Origin of the sequence: Micromonospora humidisoli (genome assembly GCF_016900955.1) — a bacterium.
Classification (GTDB): domain Bacteria; phylum Actinomycetota; class Actinomycetes; order Mycobacteriales; family Micromonosporaceae; genus Micromonospora; species Micromonospora wenchangensis.
In genome coordinates, this window is the sequence record NZ_JAFEUO010000002.1 from 496,587 (window position 1) to 513,810 (window position 17,224).

A 17,224-nucleotide genomic window follows, 5' to 3' on the forward strand; every position below is an offset into this window, starting at 1 on the left:
CCGGCGCCGGACCGGCGCCGGAACCGCCACCGGTCGAGTCGAGACGACGATAAGTAGGGATTGAAGTGGCCGCCGCAGACGCGCTCGCCAACGTACGCAACATCGGCATCATGGCGCACATCGATGCCGGTAAGACCACGACCACCGAGCGGATCCTGTTCTACACCGGTATCACCTACAAGATCGGTGAGGTCCACGAGGGCGCTGCCGTCATGGACTGGATGGAGCAGGAGCAGGAGCGTGGTATCACCATCACCTCCGCTGCCACCAAGTGTGAGTGGAAGGGCCACACGATCCAGATCATCGACACGCCCGGTCACGTCGACTTCACGGTCGAGGTCGAGCGGTCGTTGCGGGTGCTGGACGGTGCGGTCGCGGTCTACGACGGCGTGGCCGGCGTGGAGCCGCAGACGGAGAACGTCTGGCGGCAGGCCGACAAGTACCACGTCCCGCGGATGTGCTTCGTCAACAAGCTCGACCGTACGGGCGCGGACTTCTTCCGCTGCGTCCAGATGATGATCGACCGGCTCAACGCCACCCCGCTGGTGCTCCAGATCCCGATCGGGCTCGAGGGCGACCACATCGGTGTCGTCGACCTGATCGGCATGCGCGCCCTCACCTGGCGCGGGGAGACCCAGAAGGGTGAGGACTACGCCATCGAGGAGATCCCGGCCGACCTGGCCGACTCCGCGGCCGAGTGGCGCGAGAAGCTGATGGAGACCCTGGCCGACGTCGACGACGCGGTGATGGAGAAGTACCTGGAGGGCGAGGAGATCTCCGTCGAGGAGATCAAGGCCGCCATCCGGCGGGCCACCATCGCCAGCAAGGCCAACCCGGTGCTGTGCGGCTCGGCGTTCAAGAACAAGGGCGTGCAGCCCATGCTCGACGCCGTGGTCGACTTCCTGCCGTCGCCGCTGGACGTGCCTGCCATCGAGGGCACCGCGACCGACGGCGAGACGCCGTTGCAGCGTAAGCCGTCGAAGGCGGAGCCCTTCTCCGGCCTGGCCTTCAAGATCCAGACCGACAAGCACCTCGGCAAGCTCACCTACGTCCGGGTCTACTCCGGCGTGGTCGAGACCGGTAACCAGGTGGTGAACTCCACCAAGGACCGCAAGGAGCGGATCGGCAAGATCTACCAGATGCACGCCAACAAGCGGGAAGAGCGCGGCTCGGCCCAGGCTGGCGACATCATCGCGGTGCAGGGTCTCAAGCAGACCACCACCGGTGACACCCTCTGCGACCCGGCGAACCCGGTCATCCTGGAGTCGATGACCTTCCCCGAGCCGGTCATCGAGGTGGCGATCGAGCCGAAGACCAAGGCCGACCAGGAGAAGCTCAGCACCGCCATCCAGCGGCTGGCCGAGGAGGACCCGACCTTCCGCGTCAAGCTGGACGAGGAGACCGGTCAGACGGTCATCGCCGGCATGGGCGAGCTGCACCTGGACATCCTGGTCGACCGGATGCGCCGCGAGTTCAACGTCGAGGCGAACATCGGCAAGCCGCAGGTGGCGTACCGCGAGACGATCCGCCGCAAGGTGGACAAGATCGAGTACACCCACAAGAAGCAGACCGGTGGCTCCGGCCAGTACGCCCGCGTCATCGTGAGCATCGAGCCGCTGCCGCTGGACAACGAGTCGCCGACCTACGAGTTCGCCAACGCCGTCACCGGTGGCCGCATCCCCCGGGAGTTCATCCCGTCGGTGGACGCCGGTGCGCAGGACGCCATGCAGTACGGCATCCTGGCGGGCTTCCCGCTGGTCGGTGTCAAGCTGACCCTGCTGGATGGCCAGTACCACGAGGTCGACTCGTCCGAAATGGCATTCAAGATCGCCGGCTCGATGGTGATGAAGGAGGCGGCCCGCAAGGCCGACCCCGCGCTCCTCGAACCGATGATGGCCGTTGAGGTCACCACTCCCGAGGAGAACATGGGTGACGTCATCGGCGACCTCAACTCCCGCCGTGGCATCATCCAGGCGATGGAGGAGCGCAGCGGCGCCCGCATCGTGAGGGCCCTGGTGCCGTTGTCGGAGATGTTCGGCTACGTCGGCGACCTGCGGTCGAAGACCCAGGGCCGGGCAAGCTACAGCATGCAGTTCGACTCCTACGCCGAGGTGCCGCAGAGCGTGGCGAAGGAGATCATCGCCAAGGCGACGGGTGAGTGACGCTCACCTGCTGCTGATCCGGTGAGCCGGGGCCGGTCGCGGACGGGAGTCCCGCCCGCGACCACCTCGGTCGGGTTGTGTGAATCCGGGCCTGTAGGCTTCATCGCCGCAGAACCCACCAAGCTCTCCGGCCGCAGGCCGGAAAGGCTGTCGACAGAGTCCTAAGCGCCGTCCGGCGCGCCGGGGCGAGAAGAACCAAGAAGTCCACAGGAGGACACCAGTGGCGAAGGCGAAGTTCGAGCGGACTAAGCCGCACGTCAACATCGGCACCATTGGTCACATCGACCACGGTAAGACGACGCTGACGGCGGCCATCACGAAGGTCCTGCACGACCAGTACCCGGACCTCAACCCGTACACGCCGTTCGACGAGATCGACAAGGCGCCGGAGGAGAAGGCCCGCGGTATCACGATCTCGATCGCACACGTCGAGTACCAGACCGAGGCGCGGCACTACGCGCACGTCGACTGCCCCGGGCACGCCGACTACATCAAGAACATGATCACCGGTGCCGCGCAGATGGACGGCGCGATCCTGGTGGTCGCCGCGACCGACGGCCCGATGCCGCAGACCCGCGAGCACGTGCTGCTGGCCCGTCAGGTCGGTGTGCCGTACATCGTCGTGGCGCTCAACAAGAGCGACATGGTCGACGACGAGGAACTCCTGGAGCTCGTCGAGCTCGAGGTCCGCGAGCTGCTCTCGGCGCAGGAGTACCCGGGTGACGACCTGCCGGTCGTCCGGGTCTCGGCGCTGAAGGCCCTCGAGGGTGACCCCGAGTGGACCGGCCGCCTGCTGGAGCTGATGAACGCGGTCGACACCGCGATCCCGCAGCCCGAGCGGGAGACCGAGAAGCCGTTCCTGATGCCGATCGAGGACGTCTTCACGATCACCGGTCGTGGCACCGTCGTCACCGGTCGCGCCGAGCGCGGCATCCTCAAGCCGAACGAGGAGGTGGAGATCGTCGGCATCCGCGAGAAGTCGCAGAAGACGGTCTGCACCGGCATCGAGATGTTCCGCAAGCTGCTCGACGAGGCCCGCGCGGGCGAGAACGTCGGTCTGCTGCTGCGTGGCATCAAGCGCGAGGACGTCGAGCGCGGCATGGTGGTCGTCAAGCCGGGCACCAGCACCCCGCACACGGAGTTCGAGGCGACGGTCTACATCCTCTCCAAGGAGGAGGGCGGCCGGCACACCCCGTTCTTCCAGAACTACCGCCCGCAGTTCTACTTCCGCACCACCGACGTCACCGGTGTCGTCACCCTCCCCGAGGGCACCGAGATGGTCATGCCGGGCGACAACACCACGATGGCCGTCAAGCTCATCCAGCCCATCGCGATGGAGGACAACCTCAAGTTCGCGATCCGCGAGGGTGGTCGTACGGTCGGCGCGGGTCGCGTCACCAAGATCATCAAGTGACCCAGGTAACCCCGATTAGCGTCGCCGCCGGTCGTGCGGCATACTAGTCAGGTTGCGTAACGACGGTTAGTCGCCCGTGTCCGGCGAAAGCTGGACCTCCGGGAAGACCAACAGTCGCGCGTAGGGTGGTTGATCGCCCCTGGCGGTCAACCACCCTCGCACGGCGTCCAGATCGCTGTGATGCGATCGGCGCCTTGACCCACCGCGTGGTCAGAGAGTCGCTCCGGAGTCCCGGGGCGGAGCCTGGTCCGAGGGCGCGACACGCCCGACCGCGGGGGTCGGCGAAGTGGGCCTGTGCCAGCCGGTACAGGTGCCCGCAACACAGCGGCATCGAGAGAAGGAACAGAAGCCACCATGGCGGGACAGAAGATCCGCATCCGGCTCAAGGCCTATGACCACGAGGTCGTCGACTCCTCGGCGCGGAAGATCGTCGAGACGGTGACGCGCACCGGGGCGCAGGTCGCGGGCCCGGTGCCGCTGCCCACGGAGATCAACCGTTTCTGCGTCATCCGCTCGCCGCACAAGTACAAGGACTCGCGCGAGCACTTCGAGATGCGTACGCACAAGCGGCTGATCGACATCATCGACCCGACCCCGAAGACGGTCGACTCGCTCATGCGCCTCGACCTGCCGGCTGGCGTCGACATCGAGATCAAGCTGTAGGGACCGGACAAATGGACAGGCAAGTCAAGGGGATCCTGGGCGCAAAGCTCGGCATGACCCAGGTCTGGGACAACAACAAGGTTGTCCCCGTGACCGTGGTTCAGGCCGGCCCCTGCGTCGTCAGCCAGGTTCGTAGCGCCGAGAAGGACGGTTACTCCGCGGTCCAGCTCGCCTACGGCACGATCGACCCGCGCAAGGCCAAGAAGCCGCTCGCCGGGCACTACGCCAAGGCGGACGTGGCGCCGCGCCGGCACATCGTCGAGCTGCGCACCACCGATGCCGCGGACTACTCGCTCGGCCAGGAGGTCACGGTCGAGGAGTTCCCGGTCGGCGTGGTCATCGACGTCACCGGCAAGACCAAGGGCAAGGGCTACGCCGGCCCGATGAAGCGGCACGGCTTCCACGGTCTGCGGGCCAGCCACGGTGTCGAGCGCAAGCACCGCTCGCCGGGCTCCATCGGCGCCTGCGCGACCCCGGGTCGCGTCTTCAAGGGCACCCGGATGGCGGGCCGGATGGGTGGCGTGCGCTACACCGTCCAGAACCTGACCGTCCAGGCGGTCGACACCGAGAACAACCTCCTGCTCGTCCGTGGTGCCATTCCCGGCCCCAAGGGCGCGCTGGTCCTGGTCCGCACCGCGGCCAAGACGAAGGCGAAGAAGGGCGGTGTGGCCAAGTGACCACCGTTGACGTCCTCAACGTCGAAGGCGCCAAGAGCGGCTCCGTCGAGCTGCCGGCCGACATCTTCGACGTCCAGGCCAACATCGCGCTGATGCACCAGGTCGTGGTGGCTCAGCTCGCGGCGGCCCGGCAGGGCACCCACAAGGCCAAGTCCCGTGGCGAGGTCTCCGGCGGCGGCAAGAAGCCGTACAAGCAGAAGGGCACCGGTCGTGCCCGGCAGGGCTCGATCCGCGCGCCGCAGTTCGCCGGCGGTGGCGTGGTCCACGGCCCGGTGCCGCGCGACTACAGCCAGCGGACCCCGAAGAAGATGAAGGCCGCCGCCCTGCGTGGCGCCCTCTCCGACCGGGCCCGCGCCGGCCAGGTGCACGTCGTCGAGACCTTCGTCTCGGGCGAGAAGCCGTCGACCAAGGCGGCCCTGGCCACCCTGGCCAAGCTGACCGGGGCCCGGCGGGTGCTGGTCGTGCTGAGCAGCACCGACGAGCTGAACTGGGTGTCGCTGCGCAACGAGCCGCGGGTGCACCTGATCGAGTCCGGCCAGCTCAACACGTACGACGTGCTGGTGGCCGACGACGTGGTCTTCAGCAAGGACGCCCTGGACGAGTTCCTGGGCGTGCCCGCGGAGGCCGGCCCTGCGGCCGAGTCCGCCGCCGAGACCACCGAGGAGGGTGGCAAGTGAGCACGATCGCCGACCCGCGGGACGTCATCGTCGCGCCGGTCGTCTCGGAGAAGAGCTACAGCGAGCTGAACCGGAACTGGTACACCTTCCTGGTGCACCCGGACGCGAACAAGACCGAGATCAAGATCGCTATCCAGCAGATCTTCAACGTCCGCGTCCTGACGGTCAACACGCTCAACCGCCAGGGCAAGCGCAAGCGCACCAAGACCGGCTTCGGTCAGCGCAAGGCGACCAAGCGGGCGATCGTGAAGCTGGCTGACGGTGACCGTATCGAGGCCTTCGGCGGCCCGGTCAGCTGAGGGGTGTAGACAATGGCTATCCGTAAGTACAAGCCGACGACGCCGGGCCGACGCGGCTCCAGCGTCGCCGACTTCGCCGAGATCACCCGGTCCACGCCGGAGAAGTCCCTGCTGGCCCCGCTGCCGAAGAAGGGCGGACGCAACGCCCACGGCCGGATCACCGCCCGGCACCACGGCGGCGGCCACAAGCGGCAGTACCGCCTGATCGACTTCAAGCGGGTCGACAAGGACGGCGTGCCGGCGAAGGTCGCGCACATCGAGTACGACCCGAACCGCACCGCGCGCATCGCGCTGCTGCACTACGCCGACGGCGAGAAGCGCTACATCCTCGCGCCGAAGGACATGAAGCAGGGCGACCGGGTCGAGTCCGGGCCGGGTGCCGACATCAAGCCGGGCAACAACCTGCCGCTGCGCAACATCCCGGTCGGTACCACGATCCACAACGTGGAGCTGCGTCCGGGCGGCGGTGCCAAGCTGGCCCGTTCGGCAGGCGTCGGCATCCAGCTGCTCGGCCGGGAGGGCGTCTACGCGACCCTGCGTATGCCGTCCGGCGAGATCCGGCGGGTCGACGTGCGCTGCCGTGCCAGCGTCGGCGAGATCGGCAACGCCGACCAGTCGAACATCAACTGGGGCAAGGCCGGCCGGATGCGGTGGAAGGGCAAGCGCCCGACCGTCCGTGGTGTCGCGATGAACCCGGTCGACCACCCGCACGGTGGTGGTGAGGGTAAGACCTCCGGTGGTCGCCACCCGGTGAACCCGCAGGGTAAGCCCGAGGGCCGCACCCGTCGTAAGGGCCAGCCGAGCGACCGGCTGATCGTCCGCCGCCGCTACGCCACGCGTAAGCGCGGCTGAGGGAGATAGAGCATGCCTCGCAGCCTGAAGAAGGGCCCGTTCGTCGACGACCACCTGCTCAAGAAGGTGGAGACGCAGAACGACAAGGGCTCGAAGAACGTCATCAAGACCTGGTCGCGCCGTTCGACGATCATCCCCGAGATGCTCGGGCACACGATCGCCGTGCACGACGGACGTAAGCACGTCCCGGTGTTCGTGACCGAGGCCATGGTCGGGCACAAGCTCGGCGAGTTCGCGCTGACCCGCACGTTCAAGGGTCACGAGAAGGACGACCGGAAGAGCCGCCGGCGCTGACGCCGCGGGCATACGGATAGAGGAACAAGGGGTTACAGCGATGCCAGGAAAGGGCGACGCTCCGGTGCTTCCGGGCGCGCGGGCGGTTGCGCGACACGTGCGCATCTCGCCGATGAAGGCGCGCCGGGTGGTCAACCTCGTCCGCGGCCTGCCCGCGAAGGAGGCGCTCACGGTGCTGCAGTTCGCGCCGCAGGCGGCGAGCGAGCAGGTGTACAAGGTGCTCGCGAGCGCGATCGCCAACGCGGAGAACAACGAGCGGCTGGACCCCGACGCGCTGCTCGTCAGCGAGGCGTTCGTCGACGAGGGCCCGACGATGAAGCGGTTCCGGCCGCGGGCGCAGGGCCGGGCGTACCGGATCCGCAAGCGCACCTGCCACATCACCGTGGCGGTCGAGGCGGTCGCGCCGGCCGCGCCGAAGAAGTCCGCGGCGAAGAAGGCGGCGCCGGCGCAGCAGGCCGAGCCCGCGGCGACCGAGAGCAAGACGGAGGGTGCCGAGTAATGGGTCAGAAGGTTCACCCCACTGGGTTCCGGCTCGGCATCTCGACCGACTGGAAGTCCCGCTGGTTCGCCGACAAGCTCTACAAGGACTACATCGGCGAGGACGTCAAGATCCGCCGGATGATGTCCAAGGGTCTTGAGCGGGCCGGCATCTCCAAGGTCGACATCGAGCGGACCCGGGACCGGGTCCGGGTCGACATCCACACCGCCCGGCCGGGCATCGTCATCGGCCGTAAGGGTGCGGAGGCCGACCGGATCCGCGGCGAGCTGGAGAAGCTCACCGGCAAGCAGGTGCAGCTGAACATCATCGAGGTCAAGAACCCCGAGTCGGACGCGCAGCTGGTCGCCCAGGGTGTCGCCGAGCAGCTCTCCAGCCGGGTCAGCTTCCGTCGGGCCATGCGCAAGTCGATGCAGTCGGCGATGAAGAACCCCGTCTGCAAGGGCATCCGGGTGCAGGTCTCGGGCCGTCTCGGCGGCGCCGAGATGAGCCGGACGGAGTTCTACCGCGAGGGTCGGGTTCCGCTGCACACGCTGCGGGCCAACATCGAGTACGGCTTCTTCGAGGCCCGTACCACCTTCGGCCGGATCGGCGTGAAGGTCTGGATCTACAAGGGCGACGCCGTGCCGGGCCGGGAGGCTCCGGCCGAGGCCGGTCCGTCCCGCCCGCGTCGTGGTGAGCGTGGCGACCGGCCCGAGCGGCCGCGTCGTGGCCGGTCGGGTTCGTCGGGTACGACCGCCGGCGGTACCGAGGCCGGCCGGGCTGCCGCGACCACCATCGCGCAGCAGGCCGAGACGCCGAGTGGCGAGCCGGTCGACAGCTCCGCTGTCGCCGCAGCCGCCACCCAGCCGGCAGAAACGCAGCAGGAGGGCTGACAGATGCTGATGCCGCGCAAGCCCCCGAAGGGCTTCCGCAAGCCGCACCACCCGGACCGCCACGGCGCGTCCAAGGGCGGTAACCGGGTGGTGTTCGGCGAGTTCGGAATCCAGGCTCTCGAGCCGGCGTACGTGACCAACCGGCAGATCGAGTCGGCACGTATCGCCATGACCCGGCACATCAAGCGTGGCGGCAAGGTGTGGATCACGGTCTTCCCGGACCAGGCCCTCACCAAGAAGCCGGCCGAGACCCGGATGGGTTCCGGCAAGGGCTCGCCCGAGTGGTGGGTCGCGAACGTCAAGCCGGGGCGGGTTCTCTTCGAGATGTCCTTCCCCAACGAGCAGATCGCGCGAGAGGCGATGCGTCGCGCGATCCACAAGCTCCCGATGAAGTGCCGCATTGTTACGCGCGAAGTGGGTGAATCCTGATGGCAGCGGGCGTCAAGCCCTCCGAGCTGCGTGAACTCTCCGAGGAGGAGCTGGTCACGAAGCTGCGCGAGGCCAAGGCGGAGCTGTTCAACCTCCGCGTGCAGGCCGCGACCGGTCAGCTGGACAACAACCGGCGGCTGCAGGTCATCCGTCGGGAGATCGCCCGGATCTACACGATCATGCGTGAGCGCGAGCTGGGTCTCTCGGCCGCGCCGACTGAGGTGACTGCATCATGAGTGAGACCGAGAACACCGCCACCACCGTGCGGGCCCGCCGTAAGGTCCGTGAGGGCCTGGTGGTCAGCGACAAGATGGACAAGACCGTCGTGGTCGAGGTCGAGGACCGGGTCAAGCACGCGCTGTACGGCAAGATCATGCGCCGTACCAGCAAGCTGAAGGTCCACGACGAGCAGAACGCTGCCGGCATCGGTGACCGGGTCCTGATCATGGAGACCCGGCCGCTGTCCGCCACCAAGCGTTGGCGGATCGTGGAGATCCTCGAGAAGGCCAAGTAGCGAAGGCTCGAGCTCGGCCGGTTTCGGTCGGGCGCAGGTTCCGCCAGGCTCCGGCCGTCCGCGAGGGCGGCCGGAGAACCGGCAGACATAGGAGATAGACGTGATTCAGCAGGAGTCGCGACTGCGCGTCGCCGACAACACGGGTGCCCGGGAGATCCTGTGCATCCGGGTTCTCGGTGGCTCCGGTCGGCGCTACGCGAGCATCGGCGACGTCATCGTGGCCACCGTCAAGGACGCGATCCCGGGTGCCGGTGTCAAGAAGGGCGACGTGGTCAAGGCCGTCGTCGTCCGCACCGCCAAGGAGAAGCGGCGGCCGGATGGCTCGTACATCCGTTTCGACGAGAACGCCGCCGTCATCATCAAGGACGGCGGGGACCCGCGCGGCACCCGTATCTTCGGCCCGGTGGGCCGCGAGCTGCGGGACAAGCGGTTCATGAAGATCATTTCCCTCGCGCCGGAGGTGTTGTGACCGTGAAGGTCAAGAAGGGCGACACGGTCATCGTCATCGCCGGCAAGGACAAGGGTGCCAAGGGCAAGGTCATCGCGGCCTACCCGCGGCAGGACAAGGTCCTCGTCGAAGGCGTGAACCGGGTCAAGAAGCACACCCGTGTCAGCACCACCCAGCGCGGCGCCAAGACCGGTGGCATCGTCACCCAGGAGGCCCCGATCCACGTCTCGAACGTGCAGGTCCTGGACTCCGACGGGAACCCGACCCGGGTCGGTTACCGGTTCGACGACAACGGCCAGAAGGTCCGCATCGCGCGTAGCACCGGTAAGGACCTGTGATGACCACGGCTACCGAAACCAAGACCCTGCCGCGCCTCAAGGAGCGGTACCGCAACGAGATCGTGGCCAAGCTGCAGGAGCAGCACAACTTCGGCAACCCCATGCAGGTGCCGCGGCTGGTCAAGATCGTCGTCAACATGGGCGTGGGCGAGGCTGCCCGCGACGCCAAGCTGATCGACGGCGCCGTCCGCGACCTGGCCACGATCACCGGCCAGAAGCCGCAGGTGCGTCGGGCCACCAAGTCGATCGCGCAGTTCAAGCTGCGTGAGGGCATGCCGATCGGCGCGAAGGTGACCCTGCGCGGCGACCGGATGTGGGAGTTCCTCGACCGGTTGCTGTCGATCGCGCTGCCGCGTATCCGTGACTTCCGCGGCCTGGACGGACGCAAGCTCGACGGGCACGGCAACTACACGTTCGGCCTGACCGAGCAGTCGGTGTTCCACGAGATCGACCAGGACCGGATCGATCGCCAGCGGGGCATGGACATCACGGTGGTCACGACCGCCACGACCGACGACGAGGGCCGGGCGCTGCTCAAGCTCCTGGGCTTCCCGTTCAAGGAGAACTGAGATGGCCAAGAAGGCGCTGATCCTCAAGGCCGCCGCGAAGCCGAAGTTCTCGGTTCGCGCGTACACCCGCTGCCAGCGGTGCGGGCGTCCGAAGGCGGTCTACCGCAAGTTCGGCCTCTGCCGGGTGTGCATCCGGGAGATGGCCCACCGCGGTGAGCTGCCCGGCGTGTCCAAGGCTTCCTGGTAATAGCCCGGCGCGCTCCGCGCGTCAGCTGAACTGTCTCTTCGCCGTAGGCCCCGGGCCGTGCCCGGGGAACCCCGGCGAGAAAGGTTGACGAATTTCATGACGATGACCGACCCGATCGCAGACATGCTCACGCGTCTGCGGAACGCCAACCAGGCGTACCACGACCGGGTGACGATGCCCTACTCGAAGATCAAGGCGAACATCGCCGAGGTCCTCAAGGCCGAGGGTTACATCGCCACCTGGTTGGTCGAGGAGCCCGAGGAGGGCGCCGTCGGCAAGCGACTGGTCGTCGAGCTGAAGTACGGCCAGAACCGGGAGCGGAGCCTGGCCGGCATCAAGCGCGTGTCCAAGCCCGGCCTCCGGGTGTACGCCAAGTCGGACGGGCTCCCGCGGGTGCTCGGCGGGCTGGGCGTGGCGATCATTTCGACGTCCCAGGGGCTGCTCACCGACCGGCAGGCCCGCAAGCGGAGCGTTGGCGGGGAAGTCCTCGCCTTCGTCTGGTAACGGGAGACAGGTAGAAATGTCGCGTATTGGACGTAAGTCGATCCCGGTGCCTTCCGGCGTCGACATCACGATCGAGGGCCAGACCGTCAAGGTCAAGGGCCCCAAGGGCGAGCTGGCGCACACGCTCGCCGAGCCGATCTCCGCGGAGCGGGGCGAGGACGGCCAGCTGCACGTCAACCGGCCGAACGACGAGCGCAAGGCCAAGGAGCTGCACGGCCTGAGCCGTACCCTGGTCGCCAACATGATCGTCGGGGTGACCGAGGGCTACCGCAAGAGCCTGGAGATCGCCGGCACGGGTTACCGGGTCACCGCCAAGGGCAAGGACCTGGAGTTCGCGCTCGGGTTCTCGCACCCGGTCGTGGTGCAGGCACCGGACGGCATCACCTTCACGGTGGAGCGGCCGACGCTGTTCCACGTGGCCGGCATCGACAAGCAGCAGGTCGGTGAGGTCGCCGCCAACATCCGGAAGATCCGCCCGCCGGAGCCCTACAAGGGCAAGGGTGTCAAGTACCAGGGCGAGGTCATCCGCCGCAAGGCCGGAAAGGCAGGTAAGAAGTGAGCGCCACGCTGCTCAAGCGCCGCCGCGGCGTCGCCGCCAAGCGCGCCGTCGGCCGTGCGCGTCGGCACTTCCGCGTCCGCAAGAACGTCAGCGGCACGGCCGAGCGTCCGCGCCTGGTCGTCACCCGTTCGCTGCGCCACATGGTCGCCCAGATCGTCGACGACACCAAGGGTCACACCCTGGCGTCGGCGTCGACCCTGGACGCCTCGCTGCGCGGCACGGAGGGCGACAAGAGCGCCCTCGCCGGCAAGGTGGGCGCCCTGCTCGCCGAGCGGGCCAAGGCCGCCGGCGTCTCCAAGGTCGTCTTCGACCGCGGTGGCAACCGGTACGCGGGGCGGGTCGCCGCGCTTGCCGATGCCGCCCGCGAAGCCGGGCTCGAGTTCTAGAAACCCCGTCACGAGAGATAAGGAAGGCTGCTGATGCCAGGTCAACAGCGCCGTGGCGGCGGGTCCGGTGGCAACGAGGGTGGTCGCCGCGACAACCGCCGTGAGGGCGGCCGCGGAAACGCGCCCGTCGAGAAGACCCCGCACCTCGAGCGGGTCGTCGCGATCAACCGCGTCGCCAAGGTCGTGAAGGGTGGTCGTCGCTTCAGCTTCACCGCCCTGGTGATCGTGGGCGACGGCGACGGCACGGTCGGCGTGGGCTACGGAAAGGCCAAGGAGGTGCCCGCGGCGATCGCCAAGGGCGTCGAGGAGGCCAAGAAGCACTTCTTCAAGGTGCCGCGGATCGGCCAGTCGATCCCGCACCCGATCCAGGGTGAGGCCGCGGCCGGTGTGGTGCTGCTCAAGCCGGCGTCCGCCGGTACGGGCGTCATCGCCGGTGGCCCGGTGCGTGCCGTGCTGGAGTGCGCGGGCATCCACGACGTGCTCTCCAAGAGCCTCGGCTCGTCCAACCCGATCAACATCGTGCACGCCACGGTGGCGGCGCTGAAGGGGCTCGAATCCCCGGAGGCCGTCGCGGCCCGTCGTGGCCTGCCGGTCGAGGACGTCGCGCCGGCCGCCATGCTGGCGTCGCGGGCGGGGGTGGCGTCCTGATGGCACGCCTGAAGGTCACCCAGATCCGGTCCGAGATCGGGCGGAAGCAGAACCAGCGGCACTCGCTGCGTTCGCTCGGCCTGAAGCGGATCAATGACGTGGTGGTCAAGGAGGACCGTCCCGAGATTCGGGGCATGATCTTCACGGTCAGCCACCTCGTGAAGGTCGAGGAGGTCGAGTAATGACGATCAAGGTTCACCATCTCCGTCCGGCCCCGGGCGCCAAGACCGCGAAGACCCGCGTGGGTCGCGGTGAGGGCTCCAAGGGCAAGACCGCCGGTCGCGGCACCAAGGGCTCCAAGGCCCGCAAGAACATCTCGGCGGCGTTCGAGGGTGGGCAGATGCCCATCCACATGCGCCTGCCGAAGATGAAGGGCTTCAAGAACAAGTTCAAGGTCGTCTTCCAGGTGGTCAACCTGGACCGGCTGGCCGAACTGTTCCCCAACGGCGGCCAGGTCGGCCCGCTGGAGCTGGTCGAGGCCGGCGCGGTCCGCAAGGGCCACCCGGTCAAGATCCTCGGCACCGGCGACCTCGGTGGCGTGACCCTCCAGGTGTCGGCGCAGGCATTCAGCGCGTCGGCCAAGGAGAAGATCACCGCTGCCGGCGGCTCGGTCACCGAGCTGTAGGACAGGCAGACCATGGCGCCCGCTCAGTTCTTCGTGACTGGGCGGGCGCCCTGGTCTACCCGGAGCGTGTTCGCCGGGTAACATCGGATTCGGTTTATGTAGCCGGGCACACCTGCCCGGAGCGGGATCGGGCTGTTAGAGTCCCTTCCCAGCCATGGATATCGGGCACTCGCCCGGCACCCACCCCACCCGCCAGGGACCACCACCGGGCGGCCCGCGCGCAGGAGGAAGAAGTTGCTGTCCGCCTTTCTCAGTGCGTTCCGTACGCCTGACCTGCGCAAGAAGCTGCTGTTCACAGTAGGCATCATCGCGGTCTACCGGCTCGGCGCCACTCTGCCCAGCCCCGGCGTCTCGTACGGCAACGTGCAGAAGTGTCTCGACAGTCTGCAGGGCCAGAACACGGGCGTGCTCAACCTGCTCGACCTGTTCTCCGGCGGCGCGCTGTTGCAGCTCTCGGTCTTCGCGCTGGGCATCATGCCCTACATCACCGCGTCGATCATCCTGCAGCTGCTGACGGTGGTCATCCCCCGGCTGGAGCAGCTCCGCAAGGAGGGCCAGGCCGGCCAGGCGAAGATCACCCAGTACACCCGCTACCTGACCCTCGGCCTGGGCATCCTCCAGTCGTCGGCGTTCGTGGCGCTGGCCCGTTCCGGCCAGCTGTTCCAGAACCGCTGCGACCAGTTCCCGATCGTGCCCGAGGGCACCGGCATCCCGGACTGGCTGACCCTCGGCATCCTGGTCATGACGATGACCGCCGGCACCGGCATGGTGATGTGGCTCGGCGAGCTGATCACCGACCGGGGCGTCGGCAACGGCATGTCCGTCCTGATCTTCACCTCGATCGCGGCCCGGCTCCCCAGCGAGGGCTGGAAGATCAAGACCAACGAGGGCTGGGGCAAGTTCGCCCTGGTGCTCGCCCTGGTCCTGGTGGTCATCACCGCGGTCTGCTTCATCGAGCAGGCGCAGCGCCGGATCCCGGTGCAGTACGCCAAGCGGATGATCGGCCGGCGGATGTACGGCGGCACCTCCACCTACATCCCGCTGAAGGTGAACCAGGCCGGTGTCATCCCGGTCATCTTCGCCTCGTCGCTGCTCTACCTGCCGCAGCTGGCGCTCCAGTTCTTCGACCAGAACGACCCGGGCAAGACCCAGGCCTGGATCCAGAACAACATCGTGCAGGCCGACGCCCCGCTGCACATCGTGATCTACTTCCTGCTGATCATCTTCTTCACGTACTTCTACGTGTCGATCACGTTCAACCCGACCGAGGTCGCGGACAACATGAAGAAGTACGGCGGCTTCGTGCCGGGCATCCGCCCCGGCAAGCCGACCGCCGACTACCTCGACTTCATCCTCAGCCGGATCACCCTGCCGGGCGCGCTCTACCTGGGTATCGTGGCGGTCCTGCCGAACTTCTTCTTCATCTGGCTGAACAGCCAGCAGTTCCAGAACTTCCCGTTCGGCGGCACCGCTGTGCTCATCATGGTCGGCGTCGGTCTGGAGACCGTGAAGCAGATCGAGAGCCAACTCATGCAGCGGAACTACGAAGGGTTCCTGCGGTAGATGCGACTCGTTCTGGTTGGCCCGCCGGGCGCGGGCAAGGGCACACAGGCGGAGTTCATCGCCGCACACCTCTCGGTGCCGAAGATCTCGACCGGTGACATCTTCCGGGCCAACGTCTCCCAGGGGACGCCCCTGGGAGTCGAGGCGAAGCGGTACATGGACGCGGGCAAGCTGGTCCCGGACGAGGTGACCATCAACATGGTCCGGGACCGGCTTGCCGAGCCGGACGCCTCCGAGGGCTTCCTGCTCGACGGCTTCCCGCGCACCACGCCGCAGGCCGCCGCGTTGGACAAGCTCCTCGCCGACCTGGGCACCGCGTTGGATCTGGTGCTGGAGCTGGTCGTCGACGACGACGAGGTGATCCGGCGGCTCTCCGGCCGGCGTACCTGCCGGGGCTGCGGCAAGATCTGGCACGTCGAGTTCGACGCGACCACCAAGGACGGCATCTGCGACAGGTGCGGCGCCGAGCTGTTCCAACGCGACGACGACAAGCCGGAGACCATCGCCGCCCGGCTGCGGGAATACGCCGAGAAGACCGCGCCGCTCGTCGACTACTACGGCGCCCAGAACAAGCTGGTCGGGATCGACGCCACCGGCCCCGTGGAGGACGTCACCGTCCGCGCGATCGACGCGCTGCGCTCGTACGGCGGCTGACCTCCCGCCGGGGCCCGGCGGATAGAGTGCGAACAGCGGGGTACGCGACGTGCCCCGCTGTTTCGCTGTGCAAGGCAACGAAAGGTGACCGCTCCATGCGCCGTGCCCAGCTGGACATCCAGCTGAAGACCCCTGACCAGATCCAGAAGATGCGGGCCGCCGGCCTGGTGGTCGCCGAGGCCCTGCGCCGGATGAGCGCTGCGGTCGCCCCCGGGGTGAGTACGGCCGACCTCGACGCCATCGCCGAGGCGACCATCCGTGAGGCGGGCGCGATCCCGTCCTTCAAGGGCTACCACGGCTTCCCCGCCTCGATCTGCTCGTCGGTCAACGAGCAGGTGGTGCACGCGATCCCCGCCGCCGACCAGGTGCTCCGGGACGGCGACCTGATCTCCATCGACTGCGGTGCGGTGCTGGACGGCTGGCACGGCGACGCGGCGGTCACCGTCGGGGTCGGCGAGGTCGACCCGGCGCTGCTGAAGATGGCCTCGGTCGCCGAGGACGCCATGTGGGCCGGGATCGCCGCCGCCGCGCGGGGTGCCGCGAACGGCCGTGGCCGGCTCACCGACATCTCGCACGCCGTCGAGACCGCCGTCCGTAGGGGCGGCCGGTACGGCATCGTCGACGGTTACGGCGGCCACGGCATCGGCACCGAGATGCACCAGGACCCGCACGTGCTCAACCACGGGCGGCCCGGCAAGGGACCACGCCTGGTGCCGGGCATGGCGCTGGCGATCGAGCCGATGATCACCATGGGTTCCCCGCGTACCGTGGAGTTGTCCGACGGGTGGACCGTGGTCACCCGGGACCGGTCGATGGCGGTGCACGTCGAGCACTCGATGGCGCTGCTGGAGGACGGGGTCTGGGTACTGACCGCGTTCGACGGCGGGCGGGCGCGGCTCGGCGACCTGGTGACCGCCCGGCAGCCGGCCGACTCCCCGGCCACCTGACCCCGTCGCCGCAGCTTCCCCTCCCCACGCGGTTCCCGTCGCCTACGGGTCGGGAGCGTGTCCGGACGGGGCGTGGGGGTGTGCCTGGGCCGGTGGTGCGGGTCATCGCGGCCCCTTTCCCGGCGGAGCCGGTGCCAGGCTAGACGAGTACGGGTCCTTTCGACCTGATGACGTTGACGATTCGAGCGTCGTCCCGGGGAAGGACGTGAGTCCGACCGTTGCCCGGGAGACGTACGTGAATCGCTGACGTCATCAGGTCGAAAGGACCCGAGGACAGATGTGGTGGGGGCGGGATGCCACCGGTGAGAGCGGGGTGGCTCGTCGGACGGGAGCCGGGGTCGGCATGATCCTCGCCCGCCGCCCGCCGCCCGCCGCCCGCCGCCCGCCGCCCGCCGCCCGCCGCCCGCCGCCCGCCGCGGGACGGGTGGTCGGGTGGTCGGGTGG

At 68.2% G+C, this 17,224-nt stretch carries 26 protein-coding genes; all 26 read left to right on the plus strand.

The window, feature by feature from the left end:
* Positions 1-65: 65 nt before the first annotated feature.
* On the plus strand, positions 66-2,162 hold the full coding sequence (gene fusA / locus JQN84_RS07680) for an elongation factor G (RefSeq protein WP_204924854.1): 2,097 nt from the start codon (positions 66-68) through the stop codon (positions 2,160-2,162).
* A gap of 220 nt (positions 2,163-2,382) precedes the next feature.
* Positions 2,383-3,576 (plus strand): elongation factor Tu, encoded by a 1,194-nt coding sequence (gene tuf, locus JQN84_RS07685; protein ID WP_204924855.1) that lies wholly within the window; start codon positions 2,383-2,385, stop codon positions 3,574-3,576.
* Between the two features lie 354 nt (positions 3,577-3,930).
* Positions 3,931-4,239 carry a 30S ribosomal protein S10 gene (rpsJ, locus tag JQN84_RS07690; protein ID WP_007073037.1) on the plus strand — a complete coding sequence of 103 codons (309 nt, stop codon included), beginning with the start codon at positions 3,931-3,933 and terminating at the stop codon, positions 4,237-4,239.
* 11 nt (positions 4,240-4,250) lie between these two features.
* Positions 4,251-4,916: a 50S ribosomal protein L3 gene (rplC, locus tag JQN84_RS07695; protein ID WP_088647006.1), complete on the plus strand. Its 666-nt coding sequence runs from the start codon at positions 4,251-4,253 to the stop codon at positions 4,914-4,916.
* Positions 4,913-5,593: a 50S ribosomal protein L4 gene (gene rplD / locus JQN84_RS07700; RefSeq protein ID WP_204957693.1), complete on the plus strand. Its 681-nt coding sequence runs from the start codon at positions 4,913-4,915 to the stop codon at positions 5,591-5,593. Before rplC ends, rplD begins: the two co-directional genes overlap by 4 nt.
* Positions 5,590-5,892, plus strand: coding sequence for a 50S ribosomal protein L23 (rplW, locus tag JQN84_RS07705; RefSeq protein ID WP_067301418.1), 303 nt, complete (start codon positions 5,590-5,592; stop codon positions 5,890-5,892). Before rplD ends, rplW begins: the two co-directional genes overlap by 4 nt.
* 12 nt (positions 5,893-5,904) lie before the next feature.
* Positions 5,905-6,744 carry a 50S ribosomal protein L2 gene (gene rplB / locus JQN84_RS07710; protein WP_204957694.1) on the plus strand — a complete coding sequence of 280 codons (840 nt, stop codon included), beginning with the start codon at positions 5,905-5,907 and terminating at the stop codon, positions 6,742-6,744.
* A gap of 12 nt (positions 6,745-6,756) precedes the next feature.
* Complete coding sequence (gene rpsS / locus JQN84_RS07715; RefSeq protein ID WP_007073032.1) at positions 6,757-7,038, plus strand: 30S ribosomal protein S19; 282 nt, start codon at positions 6,757-6,759, stop codon at positions 7,036-7,038.
* 40 nt (positions 7,039-7,078) lie between these two features.
* Complete coding sequence (rplV, locus tag JQN84_RS07720; protein WP_088647002.1) at positions 7,079-7,537, plus strand: 50S ribosomal protein L22; 459 nt, start codon at positions 7,079-7,081, stop codon at positions 7,535-7,537.
* A complete protein-coding gene (rpsC, locus tag JQN84_RS07725; protein WP_088647001.1) occupies positions 7,537-8,409 on the plus strand; it encodes a 30S ribosomal protein S3 in 873 nt (290 codons plus the stop codon). The genes rplV and rpsC overlap by 1 nt, the downstream gene beginning before the upstream one ends.
* Positions 8,410-8,412: 3 nt before the next feature.
* Entirely contained in the window at positions 8,413-8,838 is a 426-nt protein-coding gene (rplP, locus tag JQN84_RS07730) for a 50S ribosomal protein L16 (RefSeq protein ID WP_088647000.1), read from the plus strand.
* Positions 8,838-9,074, plus strand: coding sequence for a 50S ribosomal protein L29 (rpmC, locus tag JQN84_RS07735; protein ID WP_013288628.1), 237 nt, complete (start codon positions 8,838-8,840; stop codon positions 9,072-9,074). Before rplP ends, rpmC begins: the two co-directional genes overlap by 1 nt.
* On the plus strand, positions 9,071-9,352 hold the full coding sequence (gene rpsQ / locus JQN84_RS07740; protein ID WP_088646999.1) for a 30S ribosomal protein S17: 282 nt from the start codon (positions 9,071-9,073) through the stop codon (positions 9,350-9,352). The genes rpmC and rpsQ overlap by 4 nt, the downstream gene beginning before the upstream one ends.
* 100 nt (positions 9,353-9,452) lie before the next feature.
* A complete protein-coding gene (gene rplN / locus JQN84_RS07745; protein WP_007073026.1) occupies positions 9,453-9,821 on the plus strand; it encodes a 50S ribosomal protein L14 in 369 nt (122 codons plus the stop codon).
* Positions 9,818-10,138: a 50S ribosomal protein L24 gene (rplX, locus tag JQN84_RS07750; RefSeq protein WP_194821781.1), complete on the plus strand. Its 321-nt coding sequence runs from the start codon at positions 9,818-9,820 to the stop codon at positions 10,136-10,138. Before rplN ends, rplX begins: the two co-directional genes overlap by 4 nt.
* Positions 10,138-10,707: a 50S ribosomal protein L5 gene (rplE, locus tag JQN84_RS07755; RefSeq protein WP_204957695.1), complete on the plus strand. Its 570-nt coding sequence runs from the start codon at positions 10,138-10,140 to the stop codon at positions 10,705-10,707. Before rplX ends, rplE begins: the two co-directional genes overlap by 1 nt.
* A gap of 1 nt (position 10,708) precedes the next feature.
* The gene (locus JQN84_RS07760; RefSeq protein WP_007073023.1) at positions 10,709-10,894 is read left to right on the plus strand and encodes a type Z 30S ribosomal protein S14; all 186 of its coding nucleotides are present in this window, start codon (positions 10,709-10,711) and stop codon (positions 10,892-10,894) included.
* 96 nt (positions 10,895-10,990) lie between these two features.
* Entirely contained in the window at positions 10,991-11,398 is a 408-nt protein-coding gene (rpsH, locus tag JQN84_RS07765) for a 30S ribosomal protein S8 (protein WP_067301438.1), read from the plus strand.
* Between the two features lie 16 nt (positions 11,399-11,414).
* Positions 11,415-11,957: a 50S ribosomal protein L6 gene (gene rplF / locus JQN84_RS07770; RefSeq protein ID WP_204957696.1), complete on the plus strand. Its 543-nt coding sequence runs from the start codon at positions 11,415-11,417 to the stop codon at positions 11,955-11,957.
* A complete protein-coding gene (rplR, locus tag JQN84_RS07775; RefSeq protein ID WP_110563093.1) occupies positions 11,954-12,343 on the plus strand; it encodes a 50S ribosomal protein L18 in 390 nt (129 codons plus the stop codon). The genes rplF and rplR overlap by 4 nt, the downstream gene beginning before the upstream one ends.
* 33 nt (positions 12,344-12,376) lie before the next feature.
* The gene (gene rpsE / locus JQN84_RS07780) at positions 12,377-12,991 is read left to right on the plus strand and encodes a 30S ribosomal protein S5 (RefSeq protein ID WP_088646996.1); all 615 of its coding nucleotides are present in this window, start codon (positions 12,377-12,379) and stop codon (positions 12,989-12,991) included.
* Positions 12,991-13,173: a 50S ribosomal protein L30 gene (rpmD, locus tag JQN84_RS07785; protein ID WP_088646995.1), complete on the plus strand. Its 183-nt coding sequence runs from the start codon at positions 12,991-12,993 to the stop codon at positions 13,171-13,173. The genes rpsE and rpmD overlap by 1 nt, the downstream gene beginning before the upstream one ends.
* The gene (rplO, locus tag JQN84_RS07790) at positions 13,173-13,616 is read left to right on the plus strand and encodes a 50S ribosomal protein L15 (RefSeq protein WP_088646994.1); all 444 of its coding nucleotides are present in this window, start codon (positions 13,173-13,175) and stop codon (positions 13,614-13,616) included. The genes rpmD and rplO overlap by 1 nt, the downstream gene beginning before the upstream one ends.
* A 234-nt stretch (positions 13,617-13,850) precedes the next feature.
* On the plus strand, positions 13,851-15,179 hold the full coding sequence (secY, locus tag JQN84_RS07795) for a preprotein translocase subunit SecY (protein WP_145921749.1): 1,329 nt from the start codon (positions 13,851-13,853) through the stop codon (positions 15,177-15,179).
* Positions 15,180-15,833, plus strand: coding sequence for an adenylate kinase (locus tag JQN84_RS07800; protein ID WP_204957697.1), 654 nt, complete (start codon positions 15,180-15,182; stop codon positions 15,831-15,833).
* A 95-nt stretch (positions 15,834-15,928) separates the two neighbouring features.
* Complete coding sequence (map, locus tag JQN84_RS07805) at positions 15,929-16,780, plus strand: type I methionyl aminopeptidase (protein WP_204957698.1); 852 nt, start codon at positions 15,929-15,931, stop codon at positions 16,778-16,780.
* Positions 16,781-17,224: the final 444 nt, after the last annotated feature.